Origin of the sequence: Bradyrhizobium sp. USDA 326, assembly GCF_049739485.1 — a bacterium.
Classification (GTDB): Bacteria; Pseudomonadota; Alphaproteobacteria; order Rhizobiales; family Xanthobacteraceae; genus Bradyrhizobium.
Genome location: NZ_JBMGQA010000001.1, coordinates 7,779,648 through 7,792,408, shown reverse-complemented (window position 1 = coordinate 7,792,408; position 12,761 = coordinate 7,779,648). Strand labels below are relative to the sequence as shown.

General features: G+C 63.6%; 14 protein-coding genes. 10 read left to right on the top strand and 4 right to left on the bottom strand.

The annotated features are described in order from the left end of the window. Nucleotides 1–139 precede the first annotated feature (139 nt). From ABIG06_RS37130 to cynS, 4 genes are all read left to right on the top strand, one after another. The gene (locus ABIG06_RS37130) at nt 140–1,522 is read left to right on the top strand and encodes a CmpA/NrtA family ABC transporter substrate-binding protein (RefSeq protein WP_124163198.1); all 1,383 of its coding nucleotides are present in this window, start codon (nt 140–142) and stop codon (nt 1,520–1,522) included. A 166-nt stretch (nt 1,523–1,688) separates the two neighbouring features. Continuing rightward, nucleotides 1,689–2,528: a nitrate ABC transporter permease gene (ntrB, locus tag ABIG06_RS37125; RefSeq protein WP_124163199.1), complete on the top strand. Its 840-nt coding sequence runs from the start codon at nt 1,689–1,691 to the stop codon at nt 2,526–2,528. Nucleotides 2,529–2,533: 5 nt separating this feature from the next. Further along, nucleotides 2,534–3,457, top strand: a complete 924-nt coding sequence (locus ABIG06_RS37120; protein WP_370140530.1) for an ABC transporter ATP-binding protein — start codon at nt 2,534–2,536, stop codon at nt 3,455–3,457. Nucleotides 3,458–3,473: 16 nt separating this feature from the next. Beyond that, entirely contained in the window at nt 3,474–3,956 is a 483-nt protein-coding gene (gene cynS, locus ABIG06_RS37115; protein WP_370140529.1) for a cyanase, read from the top strand. Between the two features lie 118 nt (nt 3,957–4,074). On the opposite strand, the gene ABIG06_RS37110 is transcribed toward cynS, so the two are convergent. Then, on the bottom strand, nt 4,075–4,398 hold the full coding sequence (locus ABIG06_RS37110; RefSeq protein WP_370140528.1) for a DUF1476 domain-containing protein: 324 nt from the start codon (nt 4,396–4,398) through the stop codon (nt 4,075–4,077). A 322-nt stretch (nt 4,399–4,720) separates the two neighbouring features. Between ABIG06_RS37110 and purC the strand changes: the two genes are divergently transcribed. Together purC and purS are read left to right on the top strand one after the other, a co-directional pair. Continuing rightward, nucleotides 4,721–5,488, top strand: coding sequence for a phosphoribosylaminoimidazolesuccinocarboxamide synthase (gene purC / locus ABIG06_RS37105; protein ID WP_173015815.1), 768 nt, complete (start codon nt 4,721–4,723; stop codon nt 5,486–5,488). A gap of 14 nt (nt 5,489–5,502) precedes the next feature. Then, nucleotides 5,503–5,745, top strand: a complete 243-nt coding sequence (purS, locus tag ABIG06_RS37100) for a phosphoribosylformylglycinamidine synthase subunit PurS (RefSeq protein WP_025037302.1) — start codon at nt 5,503–5,505, stop codon at nt 5,743–5,745. 10 nt (nt 5,746–5,755) lie between these two features. Here the strand turns inward: purS and ABIG06_RS37095 are convergent, their stop codons facing one another. Next, nucleotides 5,756–6,772, bottom strand: coding sequence for a magnesium and cobalt transport protein CorA (locus tag ABIG06_RS37095; protein ID WP_370140527.1), 1,017 nt, complete (start codon nt 6,770–6,772; stop codon nt 5,756–5,758). A 168-nt stretch (nt 6,773–6,940) separates the two neighbouring features. Here ABIG06_RS37095 and purQ point away from each other — a divergent pair, with 168 nt between their 5' ends. The 4 genes from purQ to ABIG06_RS37075 are packed head-to-tail and all read left to right on the top strand — an operon-like array spanning nt 6,941 to nt 10,852. Continuing rightward, nucleotides 6,941–7,642, top strand: coding sequence for a phosphoribosylformylglycinamidine synthase subunit PurQ (purQ, locus tag ABIG06_RS37090; protein WP_370140526.1), 702 nt, complete (start codon nt 6,941–6,943; stop codon nt 7,640–7,642). Next, complete coding sequence (locus tag ABIG06_RS37085; RefSeq protein ID WP_370140525.1) at nt 7,639–8,613, top strand: tripartite tricarboxylate transporter substrate binding protein BugD; 975 nt, start codon at nt 7,639–7,641, stop codon at nt 8,611–8,613. The genes purQ and ABIG06_RS37085 overlap by 4 nt, the downstream gene beginning before the upstream one ends. 52 nt (nt 8,614–8,665) lie before the next feature. Next, nucleotides 8,666–10,357 (top strand): VCBS domain-containing protein, encoded by a 1,692-nt coding sequence (locus tag ABIG06_RS37080; RefSeq protein WP_370140524.1) that lies wholly within the window; start codon nt 8,666–8,668, stop codon nt 10,355–10,357. A 42-nt stretch (nt 10,358–10,399) separates the two neighbouring features. Beyond that, nucleotides 10,400–10,852 carry an FG-GAP repeat domain-containing protein gene (locus tag ABIG06_RS37075; RefSeq protein WP_370140523.1) on the top strand — a complete coding sequence of 151 codons (453 nt, stop codon included), beginning with the start codon at nt 10,400–10,402 and terminating at the stop codon, nt 10,850–10,852. 69 nt (nt 10,853–10,921) lie between these two features. On the opposite strand, the gene ABIG06_RS37070 is transcribed toward ABIG06_RS37075, so the two are convergent. Both ABIG06_RS37070 and ABIG06_RS37065 read right to left on the bottom strand, forming a co-directional pair. Next, the gene (locus ABIG06_RS37070) at nt 10,922–11,887 is read right to left on the bottom strand and encodes a DMT family transporter (RefSeq protein ID WP_370140522.1); all 966 of its coding nucleotides are present in this window, start codon (nt 11,885–11,887) and stop codon (nt 10,922–10,924) included. A 74-nt stretch (nt 11,888–11,961) separates the two neighbouring features. Next, entirely contained in the window at nt 11,962–12,441 is a 480-nt protein-coding gene (locus ABIG06_RS37065; protein ID WP_199752263.1) for a PaaI family thioesterase, read from the bottom strand. Nucleotides 12,442–12,761 lie beyond the last annotated feature (320 nt).

Here is a 12,761-nt window from a genome sequence, read left to right as displayed (position 1 = left end):
TACGAAATCTCGTTTATCACGAATTCTCGTAGTCACCAAGATCGATGGAAAGTGCTGCGTCGTCAAGGCGCTGGCCGAACTGGCGGCCGTGGCATGCTCCTTGCGTAATTCTCCCTCGCAACGACGCGCAGGAGGGCCGATGTCCACGTTCGACAATCCGTTTGATCCCGACCGCAACCTTCGGGCCGGCTGTGCCTGTGGCCAGCACCGCTCCGCGGCAGAGCATGAGCAGGCGGCCACGGCGCTGCGTTGCGAGCCTGTCGAGAGCGAGGAGAAGCGCTACGAGGGTGTCGTCGCCTCTGCGGTGATGCGCGCGATGTTTCCGCAAGATATGGCGCGCCGCGCCTTCCTGAAATCGGTCGGCGCCTCGACCGCGCTCGCGGCGCTGTCGCAATTCTTCCCGATCAAGACGGCCACGGAGGTCTTTGCGCAGACGGGCGCACCCGAGAAGAAGGACCTCAAGGTCGGCTTCATCCCGATCACTTGCGCGACGCCGATCATCATGGCGGCGCCGATGGGATTCTATTCGAAGCATGGCCTCAATGTCGACGTGGTGAAGACCGCCGGCTGGGCCGTGATCCGCGACAAGACCATCAACAAGGAATACGACGCCGCGCACATGCTGGCGCCGATGCCGATCGCGATCTCGCTCGGCCTGGGTGCCAATGCCATTCCCTTCGCCGTTCCTGCGATCGAGAATATCAACGGGCAGGGCATCACGCTTGCGATGAAGCACAAGGACAAGCGCGACCCGAAAGACTGGAAGGGAATGAAGTTCGCCATTCCCTTCGACTATTCCATGCACAATTATCTGCTGCGCTACTATCTCGCCGAGCACGGCCTCGATCCCGATACCGACGTGCAGCTGCGCTCGGTGCCGCCGCCGGAAATGGTGGCGAACCTGCGTGCCGACAACATCGACGGCTTTCTCGCCCCCGACAACATCTGCCAGCGCGCGATCTATGACGGCGTCGGTTTCATGCACATATTGTCGAAGGAGATCTGGGACGGCCATCCCTGCTGCAGCTTCGCTGCCAGTCGCGAGTTCATCACGACGGCGCCGAACAGCTTCGCGGCGCTGACGCGCGCGATCGTCGATGCGACGGCCTACGCGTCGAAGGCCGAGAACCGCAAGCAGATCGCCGAGGCGATCGCGCCTGCGAACTACATCAACGCGCCGGTCACGGTGCTGGAGCAGGTCCTGACCGGCACCTATGCCGACGGCCTCGGCGGGGTGAAGACCGACGCAAAGCGGGTCGATTTCGATCCGTTCCCCTGGCAGTCCTTTGCAGTGTGGATGCTGACGCAGATGAAGCGCTGGGGCCAGATCAAGGGCGACGTCGACTACAAGGCGATCGCCGAGCAGGTCTACCTCGCCACCGACACCAAGAAGCTGATGACCGAGATGGGGCTGTCGCCGCCAGCAAGCGCGTACAAGTCCTTCGCGGTGATGGGCAAGACGTTCGATCCGGCCAAGCCGGAGGATTATGTGGCGAGCTTCAAGATCAGGAAGGCGTCGTGAGCGCGCCACTCTCTCCCTCGTCGTGCCGGCGAACGCCGGGACCCATACCGCGCGATCTATCGATTGTGTTCGGTAGGAGTACCGGACGACGAATCTTCGCCAAACTTCTCCCTGTGGTTATGGGTCCCGGCGTTCGCCGGGGCGACGTGAGGAGAGATCACGCAAGATGAGCACCTCCCTCCGGCTCCGCGCCGGCCTCGTCTCCATCGTGCTGCTTGCGGCCTTTCTCGGCATCTGGCATCTCGCCACGCGCTCCGCTGCGCCGGTGACGACGATGAGCCCGGAATACGCCAAGCTGATGGGCCTGACCGCAACGCAGGGCAAATCCGCCATGCCCGGGCCGCTCGATGTCGGCGCCAAGCTCTGGGAGCACCTGAAGCGGCCGTTCTACGACAACGGGCCGAACGACAAGGGGCTCGGAATCCAGCTCGGCTATTCCATCGCGCGGGTCGGCACCGGCTATCTGCTGGCCGTGCTGGTCGCGATCCCGCTCGGTTTCCTGATCGGCATGTCGCCGCTGCTCAGCAAGGCGCTCGATCCCTTTATCCAGGTGCTCAAGCCGATCTCGCCTTTGGCCTGGATGCCGCTGGCGCTCTACACCATCAAGGATTCATCGATCTCGGCGATCTTCGTGATCTTCATCTGCTCGATCTGGCCGATGCTGCTCAACACGGTGTTCGGAGTGGCAAGCGTCCGCAAGGAATGGATCAACGTCGCGCGCACGCTGGAGGTCGGCACCGTCAGGCGCGCCTTCACCGTGATCTTGCCCGCGGCGGCGCCGACAATCCTGACCGGCATGCGCATCTCGATCGGCATCGCCTGGCTCGTGATCGTCGCCGCCGAGATGCTCGTCGGCGGCACCGGGATCGGCTATTTCGTCTGGAACGAGTGGAACAACCTCTCGATCACCAATGTCATCATCGCGATCCTCCTGATCGGGGTCGTCGGCATGCTGCTCGACCAGATCCTCGCGCGCTTCACGCGCATGGTCACGTTTCCGGAGTAGGGCAAGTGACCGACAAATTCGTTTCCATCGAGGGCATCGCCAAGCGTTATCCCGGCGCGGGCGGCGCGACGACAACCGTGTTCGAGAACCTGTGGCTGTCGATGGCGCGCGGCGAGTTTGCCTGCGTGATCGGCCATTCCGGCTGCGGCAAGACCACCGTGCTCAACATCCTCGCTGGCCTCGATGCGCCGAGCGAGGGTGCCGTCATCGTCGACGGCCAGGCGATCTCGGGCACCAGCCTCGACCGCGCCGTGATCTTCCAGAGCCATGCGCTGCTGCCCTGGCGCACCGTGCTCGGCAACGTCGCCTATGCCGTCAGCTCGAAATGGCGCAGCTGGGACCGCGCCAAGGTCAGGGCGCATGCGCAAGAATTCATCGATCTCGTCGGCCTGTCCGGCGCCGAGCACAAGCGTCCCTCGGAGCTGTCGGGCGGCATGAAGCAGCGCGTCGGCATCGCGCGGGCGCTGTCGATCACGCCGAAGATGATGCTGATGGACGAGCCGTTCTCGGCGCTGGACGCGCTGACGCGCGGCACGTTGCAGGACGAGGTGCGGCGCATTTGCCTGGAGACCGGGCAGACTGCGTTCATGATCACCCATGACGTCGACGAGGCGATCTATCTCGCCGACAAGATCTTTCTGATGACCAACGGTCCCGGCGCGGTGCTGGCGGAGGTGGTCGAGAACCCGCTGCCAAGAGACCGCGGCCGCACCGACCTGCACCGCCATCCGCTGTACTACGCCCTGCGCAACCACATCATCGATTTTCTGGTGACGCGCAGCAAGACCTTCACGACCGAAACGCCCGGCCACGATCCGCGCAATGTGCCGCTGGTGCAGATCGGCAAGCCGGGACTGACGGTCGCGGCTGCCAGCGATGAGCCACGGCAAACGTGGATGCCCGGGAGCAGTCCCGGATTAAGTGCCTAACCAAGGAGACCTCCAAATGAAACGCGAAGACCTCACTGAAAAGCTGCTCGACATCAAGCGCGAGAAGGGGTGGAGCTGGAAGCACATCTGCGAAAAGATCGGCGGCTATTCCGAAGTGCTGATCGCCGGCGCCATCCTCGGCCAGATGAAATTGACGAAGCCGCAGGCCGCCAATGCCGGCGAGCTGTTCGGCCTGTCGAAGTCGGAAGTTGCGATGCTGAACGAGACGCCGATGCGCGGCATGCCGATGCCGCCGACCGACCCTCTGATCTACCGCTTCTACGAGCTGGTGATGGTCAACGGCCCCGCATGGAAGGCGCTGATCGAGGAGGAGTACGGCGACGGCATCATGTCGGCGATCGATTTCGACATGGTGATGGAACGCCTGCCGAACCCGAAGGGCGACCGGGTCAAGATCACCATGAGCGGCAAATTCCTGCCGTACAAATATTACGGCGCCAGCGGCAACGTGCCGGAATACGGCTTCAAGGAGGAGTGATTTAGTTTTCCGTCATTCCGGACGCCGCGGCAGCGGCGATCCGGAATCTCGAGATTCTCAGGTGCGCAATTGCGCACCGCAGTTCGGTCCTACGGACCGCCCCGGAATGACATTCGCGTCACTTCCCCGCCTTCACCTCGGCGGCGGCGACCGCGAGCAGTTCGCTCATCTTGGCGCGAATCGCCTGCTCGGTGACGGCGACGTTCTTGGCGGCGAAATCAGCCGTCAGCTTGCGCATGACGTCGGCATCGCCGGCCTCCTCGAAATCCGACGCGACCACCTCCTTGGCATAGGCGGTGGCGGCGTCACCGGTGATGCCGAGCTTTTCGGCCGCCCACAGGCCGAGCAGCCGGTTGCGGCGGGCCTCCGCCTTGAACTTCTGCTCCTCGTCGAGGGCGAACTTCTTCTCGAAACCTTCCTGGCGCTTGTCGAACTCGCTCATGCCTTGTTCCAAATCTCCTGCTGAATGCGCGGGAGCCTTCCGTTGCGGCGCCCCGGCTGCATGCCTACATAGATAGCACGAATCGGCAAAACAACGGGCCGTTAAGCCGCAGGCAAGATGGTATAAGTTGGCGCCGGACGGCCGGATCGATTGTGCTGGGACAGCCAATCGGATAGGTTGCCTAAAGGCTTGGTTCCCGTTCTGTTTCCTAGGGTTTATAGATGGGTTCCCAGCCGTTCACGGCAGCTCCGCTGTGGGTCGTAATCCTAGTCAACCGGAGCACACCAAATTCATGGATTTCAACAAAACACGGTACATCCCAATGAGCCGTCGGCGTCGCATTTATGAAGGCAAGGCAAAGGTTCTTTACGAAGGCCCTGAGCCCGGTACCCTGATCCAGCACTTCAAGGACGACGCCACCGCGTTCAATGCGAAAAAGCATCAGGTGATCGAGGGCAAGGGTGTCCTCAACAACCGGATCTCGGAGTACCTGTTTCAGCACCTCAACGACATCGGGGTACCGACCCATTTCATCCGCCGGCTCAACATGCGCGAGCAGTTGATTCGCGAGGTGGAGATCGTGCCGCTCGAGGTGGTGGTGCGGAACGTCGCCGCCGGCTCGCTGTCGCAGCGTCTGGGCATCGAGGAGGGCACGCAGCTGCCCCGTTCGATCATCGAATTCTACTACAAGAACGACCAGCTCAACGACCCCATGGTGTCGGAAGAGCACATCACCGCCTTCGGCTGGGCGACGCCGCAGGAGATCGACGACATCATGGCGCTCGCCATCCGCGTCAACGATTTCCTCACCGGCCTCTTCCTCGGCATCGGCATCCGTCTCGTCGACTTCAAGATGGAGTGCGGGCGCCTGTTCGAGAACGAGATGATGCGCATCATCGTCGCCGACGAGATCTCGCCGGATAGCTGTCGTCTGTGGGACATCAAGTCGAACGAGAAGCTCGACAAAGATCGCTTCCGCAGGGATCTCGGCGGGCTGCTCGAGGCCTATACCGAAGTCGCAAAGCGGCTCGGCATCCTTATGGAGAACGAGCGTCCGCAGGGCTCCGGCCCGGTGCTGGTGAAGAGCTGAGAGAGGTTTTTGACGTGAAGGCACGTGTCACCGTTACCTTGAAGACGGGTATCCTCGATCCGCAAGGCAAGGCCATCGAAGGCGCGCTGAAGTCGCTCGGCGTCGACGGCGTCGCCAGCGTCCGCCAGGGCAAGGTGTTCGACATCGAGCTCGCCGGCGCGGACAAGGCCAAGGCGGAGGCGGCGCTGAAGGAAGCCGCCGACAAGCTGCTGGCGAATACAGTGATCGAGAATTATCGGGTGGAACTACTCGGGTGAGCAGGATGGCTCACAGCCATCCGACGCTGCGAAAACGCCAGTACAGCGACCCGCATGCCGTCAGCATCACGCCGAGCAGCATGTAGTAGCCGTACTCCCATTCCAGCTCCGGCATGTGCTTGAAGTTCATGCCGTAGATGCCGGCGAGCGCGGTCGGGATCGCGATGATCGCGAGCCACGAGGCGAGCTTCTTGGACACCGCCGTCTCCTGGGCCTGGCCGACCAGCAGGCTGGCCTCGAAGGCGAAAGCCAGCACCTCCCGCATGGAATCGATGCGCTCCTGGATGTTCCTGACGTGGTCGGTGACGTCGCGGAACAGCGGCTGCATGGCCTGCCGCACCATCGACAGCTCGTCATGCTCGAGCCGGTGGCAGACCTCCACCAGCGGGCCGATCGCGGTCCTGAGCCGCAAGAGGTCGCGGCGCAGCATGTAGAGCCGCTCGATCTGCGCCTTGCTGAGGGGCTTGGAGAGCACGTCGTCCTCGATGCCCTCGACCTCCTCGTGAATGCTCTCGAGCACGGGTGAGTAATTGTCGACGATGAAATCGAGGATGGCGTAGAGGATGTAGTCCTCGCCGCGCGCGAGCGCCCGCGGGCAGCTCTCGCAGCGTTCGCGCACCGGTGTGTAGGACGTCGAGGCGCCGTGGCGCACCGAGACCAGATAGCCTTCGCCCACGAAGATGTGCGTCTCGCCGAAGGCGATCCGGCCCTCGATCAGTTGCGCGGTGCGCGCCACGATGAACAGGGCCTCGCCATATTGCTCGATCTTGGGCCGCTGATGGGCGTGGTTGGCGTCCTCGATCGCGAGCTCGTGCAGGTCGAACTGCTTCTGGACCGCGTCGAGCAGAGTCATGTCCGGCTCGTGCAGGCCGATCCAGACCACGTGGCCGGGCTTGGCCCGCCAGCTCGAGGCTTCACCGATGGCGATATTGGCGACGCGCCGGCCGTCGACATAGGCGCCGGCGGCGACGACGCCCTCAGTGGGCACCGGTTCGGCAGGGGATGCGGGCAGCGACGGGACGTTCATGGCTTCAATCCCGGGCAAAGCGGCCGGCCAAAGGCGCGCGGCCATGGCCTGTGTACAACGGCGCTCCGCAACGCTAGCACTGGTAAAATCCGCGTCAAATGGTTATGTCTGTTCACGAATTGGCCCGTTGGCCAGCCCCGATCCCCGCGCACCGTCGGAACCCCTGCCATGAAAGCCGCCATCCTCGTCTTTCCCGGAATCAACCGCGAGCGCGACATGGCGCGCGCGTTGAGGCTGATCTCCGGCAGCGAGCCCGCGATGGTCTGGCACGCCGAGACCTCGCTGCCGGCGGGCACCGATCTCGTCGTCGTGCCCGGCGGCTTCTCCTACGGCGACTATCTGCGCTGCGGCGCGATTGCGGCCCGTGCGCCGGTGATGGACGCGGTACGCGACTATGCTGCCAAGGGCGGGCTCGTGCTCGGCGTCTGCAACGGTTTTCAGATCCTCTGTGAATCCGGCCTGCTGCCGGGCGTCCTGATGCGCAATGCGCGGCTGAAATTCATCTGCAAGGACGTGCATCTGCGCGTCGAGCGCTCTGACACCCCGTTCACCCGCGGCTACAATGCCGGACAGGTGATCCGCGTGCCCGTCGCGCACGGCGAGGGCAATTACGAGGCGGACGAAGAAACCATCAAGCGGCTCGAAGGCGAGGGGCGGGTGCTCTACCGCTACTGCTCCGCGGATGGCGTGGTCGACGAGGCCGCCAACATCAATGGCGCGGCGCATTCCATCGCCGGCATCGTCAACGACAAGGGCAACGTGCTCGGCATGATGCCCCATCCGGAAAACCACGTCGAAGACATCATGGGCTGCACCGACGGCCGCGGCCTGTTCGCCGGCCTCGTCCAGCATCTGGAAAAAGCCGCGTGATCCTGCTGGCGTTGAAGCGGACGCTCGCCGCGATGGCGGCGGTGTCGTTCGCGACCGCTGCGTTCGCCCAGGATTTCCCAAAACGTCCGATCACCATGATCGTGCCGTTCGCGGCCGGCGGCACCTCGGACGTGATCGCGCGGGCGGTCGCCGAGCAAATGGGCATCACGCTTGGCCAGACCATCGTGATCGAGAACGTTGCCGGCGCCGGCGGCTCGACCGCGCTGGCGCGCGCCTCTCGCGCCGAGCCCGACGGTTACACCATCGCAATAGGCAATGCCGGCACCAATGCCGCGACCTACACGATCTATCCAAAACTGCCGTTCACTCCGGACTCGTTCGTGCCGATCGCCATGGTGGCGAAGACGTTCGGCATCGTCGCGCTGCGCAAGGACTTTCCTGCGAAGGACCTCAAAGAGTTCATCGCCTACGCCAAGGCCAATCCGGGCAAGATCAATCTCGGCCATGCCGGCGTCGGCTCCTCGAACTATCTGATCTGCAAGAGCTTCATCACCGCCGCCGGGATCGACGTGACCCTGGTCGGCTATCGCGGCGCCGCGCCTGCGCTGACCGATGCCGTCGGCGGCCAGATCGACGGCGTGTGCGACGCGGCCGCCTCGGTCTCGCAGTCGATCAACGAGAAGCTGGTAAAGGGTCTCGTGGTCGGCTCGACCGTGCGCCTCGCAACGCTGCCTGATCTGCCGACCTCCGCCGAAGCGGGCCTGCCCGAATTCGAGGCTCAGGGCTGGAACGGCCTGTTCGCGCCCAAGGGCACCTCGCCGTCCGTCATCGCCAAGCTGAACGCCGCCGCGCGCACCGCCGTTGAAACCCAAGCGGTGAAGAAGCGCTTTGCGGACCTTTCGACCGTCGCGCCCGAGGCCAATGAGCATGCGCCGGAGCTGCTGCAACAGCTGGTGACGCGCGACGTCGAAAAATACCGGAAGATGCTGGCGGACGACGCCAGCAAATAGCGGCGCTCCTTCCGTCCATAATCATTCATTTTTCGCACGCGCCGCGGCTGCCGTGGTGCATTGGCGGGGTCTGACCAGAAATCCGGTCGATCACGGTTGTCGGATCCGCTGTGCACAAAAGTGGTCGCAATCTGTGTGTACATTCGTGGCGGCTGAGGAGGTGAGCCGCTCGACATATGGAAACATCCTGATGCACTTCGGCTCTGCCTGGCGTTGGAAGTTCTCTCACGCCGTCAATCATCACGCCGTCAATGACGTTTTCGGACTGACCGAGGATCAGGCGCAAGCCGAACAGGTCACGACTGGTATCCTGTCGCTGGACGTCCTCGCAAATGATCGCGCGAGCCATGCCGCAAGGCTCTATTCGATCGAAGACGGCGGCGGCTGGCGGTTCGATTGGGCGCTTTTGGCAAAGGACGTTGGTCCCGACGGGACCTCGCCTTGGGAAATCACCGATAACGGCAATCTGATCCGTATCGATCACGGCCAGATCGAACTCGATCTCGGCCATTCGCTGTCCGCGCTCGGGGCGACCGATTTCAACTCCATGGCGGCCGGGGACGTCATCGACGACGATTTCGTGTACGCGATCCGGTTGGGATACGGCAGGTTGAGTGAGGCTCATGTCCACGTCCATATCGACGGCGTCAACGATGCCGCCACGATCAGTGGCACGTCGACCGGAACGGTGACGGAGGACGGCGCCGACCAGACCGCACGTGGCGCGCTGACCGTCACCGACCCCGATCACGGTCAGAGTGAGTTCCAGGTGCCGGCTTCGTTGGCAGGCACCTATGGGACCTTCGCGTTCGACCCAGCGACCGGCGTCTGGGGCTATACGCTCGACAACGGCGCGGCCAATGTCCAGGCATTGACCGCCAATGATGTCAGGCACGACCACCTGACGGTCACCTCTGCGGACGGCACCGCCCATCAAGTCATCGACGTGACCATCCATGGCGCCGACGAAGCCAGGCGCCTCGACATTGTGGTGGGAGCGGAGTTCACGGACATTGTGGCGGACCCGGGCTCCCTTGCCGTTGTGCTGCACGATGACGCCGGCGGCTTTCAGACCCCGGCCCTCTATCACAACGGGACAAGCTATTATAACGGCACGCTCGAATACACGACCGCTATCGGAATCGCCGATCTCGATGGTGACGGCGTATCCGATATTGTGACCACTGCCCTTGCCGGCCTCGGCACCAATTCGAGCGCCAGCGTCGGGGTGCTGCTCGGGCACGGCGACGGGACCTTCGGCCCGGGATCCGCCTATCATGATGGCACGTCGTGGGGGCCGAACCACGAATACACGTTCGCGCTCGATATCGCCGACTTCAACGGAGACGGTGTGCCCGACATCGCGACCGCAGGGGTGGGCCTTGAATCGTCCGACGGCAGCCTGGGTGTGCTCCTTGGAAACGGCGACGGCACCTTCCAGGACGGCAAGCCCTATAGCACCGGGACCGTCTACGCCTCGCGGTCGCAGATCACCTACGCGCTGGCGAGCGGCGATTTCAATGCAGACGGCAAGCTCGACATCGTGACCGTCGGCGCGGCAGGGTCGTCGACGGAGGACAACACGACCGACAGCGTCGGCATGCTGCTCGGGAACGGCGACGGCAGTTTTGGGACGGCCACGATCTATTCGACGGGAAACATCGTCGTCGAGCACGAAATGACCGAAGCGGTTGCAGTCGGCGACGTCAATGGCGACGGCAGGCTCGATGTCGTCACCGGGTGATTTGACGACAACAACCTCGCGCCGGGCAAGACACCCCACTCCATGGCCGTGCTGCTGGGCAACGGCGACGGCACTTTACAAGCGGCTATGCCGCTCTCCAGTGGTATTCCGTTGAATTCAATTGCCTATCAGTCGGAGGAAACCACCGACCTGATCTTGGCCGACCTGAATGGCGATGGCAAGCTCGACGTCGTCGGCGCGACGCACGACGTGAATAGCAGCGTCTTCACCATGCTGGGCAACGGTGACGGTACGTTCCAGCCGCAGTCCAATTGGTCCAACGGTGCTTCACCGAACGGCGATCAAACAACCATTTCGATGGCGGTCGGTGACATCGATGGCGACGGCCGCCTCGATATTGCCGCGCTCGACAATGGCGGTTCTGCCGGCGTGCTCTATGGAAACGGCAACGGAAGCTTTCAACCAGCCCAGATCGTGCAGACGGGGCTTCACGACGCGCTCGCCATCCAGCTGGGCTATCTCGTGTCGGCTTGATCGAGCCCAGTTGAGCAACTGCGGCCCGTAACCTCTCCCGCAAGCAAGCGGGAGAGGGAGCATCTTTCGCTACCGCCACTTCAACTTTTTCGCCGGCACCGTCATCGCCGCAACGCCCGCCATGACCAGCAATAGTCCGAGCGCGAGGTTCGACGGCACGCTCTCGCCGAGCAGCAGCACGGACAGGCCGACGCCGATCGGGATGCGCAAATAGCCTTGCGCGTTCGTCGTCAGTGTGCCGAGCCGTCCGAGGCAGACGTAGAACAACATCAATCCCAAGGCGCTGGAGACGATGCCCATGACGACGGTGGCGACGATCGCCGTCGGCGTCGGCTGCAGCGTCCAGGGCTGGTCGATGAGCAGCGAGGGCGGCAGCAGCACAAGGCCGCCAAACAGTAGCGAGCCGGCCGCCACCACCATGGGATCGTATTCGGACAGGCGGAGGCCGAAGATCGTCGCGCAGGCAAAGGAGATGGTGGCGAGCAGGATTGCGATCTCGGCCACGATCTCGCTGCCGAAGCCGCGCAGCGCATCGAGGCCGACGATGGCGATGGTTCCGGCAAGGCCGAGGATCGCACCGGCGAGCTTGAGCAGCGTCGCCGGCTCGTGCCGCGTGATCAGCGAGGTGATCAGGAAGGCGAAGATCGGCGTGGTCGAGGCCAGCACCACCGTGTTCGACGCCGGCACATATTGCTGCGACCAGGTGATGATCAGAAAAGGAAACGTCGAGTTGATCAATTGCTGGGTCGCGAACAGCTTCCAGGCCTTCGCATCGGTCGGGATCCTGACGCCGCGCATCCACAGGATCGCGAACAGGAAGGCGGCCGCGATCAGCGAGCGCGCCGAGATGAAGGTGATGGGTGGGATCGTATCCAGCGCCAGCTTCGCCAGCGGATAGGTGGAGCTCCAGCAGCAGGCCAGTGCCAACAGCAGGGCGTAGTCGCGCCAGCTGCGCGCGCCGATGGCGGGCATGGACGGCAACGGCGTTGATGCGGATGCCGCCGCGCGATCCGCCTGCGATGTGCTCTGCGGCACCTTGTTCCTGCTCCCCGGCGCAAAAGCGCTTGGCCAACTTTGGGCGAGGGGGCGCGAAAAGGGAAGGTGCCGAGCTATGCGTTTGGCTGGGGGAGCGACTTCCGCTTCATCCGCTTGATCGTGCCGGAAAAGGTCAGCAGCAGCCGCTCGCCGGACGTCATCTTGCCGCGCAGGAAGATCAGCGAACCGCCGGCGCGGCTGACCTCGCCGGTGCATTCGATCAGCTCGCCCTCGCGTGCCGCGTCGAGGAATTCGCAGGCGAAGTTGGTCGTCACCGCCCGGCTGTCCAGGACATGGGTGGCGATCGCAAACAGGGAGTAGTCGGCAAACGCCATGAAGCAGCCGCCATGGACGTTGCCGGAGCCGTTGAGGTGCTTTTTCTCGACCCGGAACGCGCAGCTGACGCTGCCGTCCGCCTCGATCCGGTGCCAGAAGGGGCCGACATGGGACTCGAAACTGTCGCGAATCCAGGTCCGCCAGCCGACAAATTCGCCCTCGGTGGCGACATGGAGGTCGGGGCGGCGGGGCGGGGGTGTCTTGGTCAATTCGTGCAAGGAAATGGGCCTTCAATTGCGGGTGTTGAGCCCTTAAATCCGATCCATCCGCGACGTGCAATTCCTGTTCCCGCGGGGCCCCCGGCGCAAAACGTGGGACAGCGGGAAAATGCGCCATAAAGGGCTTTTCGTGAGCCCCCGATGTTCCTAAGAACGGTCTCGAATCCAAGGGAAAAGCATCTTCCGATGTCTGGCGTTGCGCTCACCACGTGCTCCGCTCTGCTCTCTCCCCCCTTGTGGGGGAGAGCTGGAGAGGGGGGTAGCCGCGGGCACCGGCCGTGGGGCTTACCCCCCTCCCTAACCCTCCCCCACAAGGGGGG

Bases quoted from the DNA above. Each gene is read 5' to 3' on its own strand.
- ABIG06_RS37130 (WP_124163198.1), top strand. From the start codon at position 140: ATGTCCACGTTCGACAATCCGTTTGATCCCGACCGCAACCTTCGGGCC.
- ntrB (WP_124163199.1), top strand. From the start codon at position 1,689: ATGAGCACCTCCCTCCGGCTCCGCGCCGGCCTCGTCTCCATCGTGCTG.
- cynS (WP_370140529.1), top strand. From the start codon at position 3,474: ATGAAACGCGAAGACCTCACTGAAAAGCTGCTCGACATCAAGCGCGAG.
- ABIG06_RS37110 (WP_370140528.1), bottom strand. From the start codon at position 4,398: ATGAGCGAGTTCGACAAGCGCCAGGAAGGTTTCGAGAAGAAGTTCGCC.
- purC (WP_173015815.1), top strand. From the start codon at position 4,721: ATGAGCCGTCGGCGTCGCATTTATGAAGGCAAGGCAAAGGTTCTTTAC.
- ABIG06_RS37095 (WP_370140527.1), bottom strand. From the start codon at position 6,772: ATGAACGTCCCGTCGCTGCCCGCATCCCCTGCCGAACCGGTGCCCACT.
- purQ (WP_370140526.1), top strand. From the start codon at position 6,941: ATGAAAGCCGCCATCCTCGTCTTTCCCGGAATCAACCGCGAGCGCGAC.
- ABIG06_RS37075 (WP_370140523.1), top strand. From the start codon at position 10,400: ATGGCCGTGCTGCTGGGCAACGGCGACGGCACTTTACAAGCGGCTATG.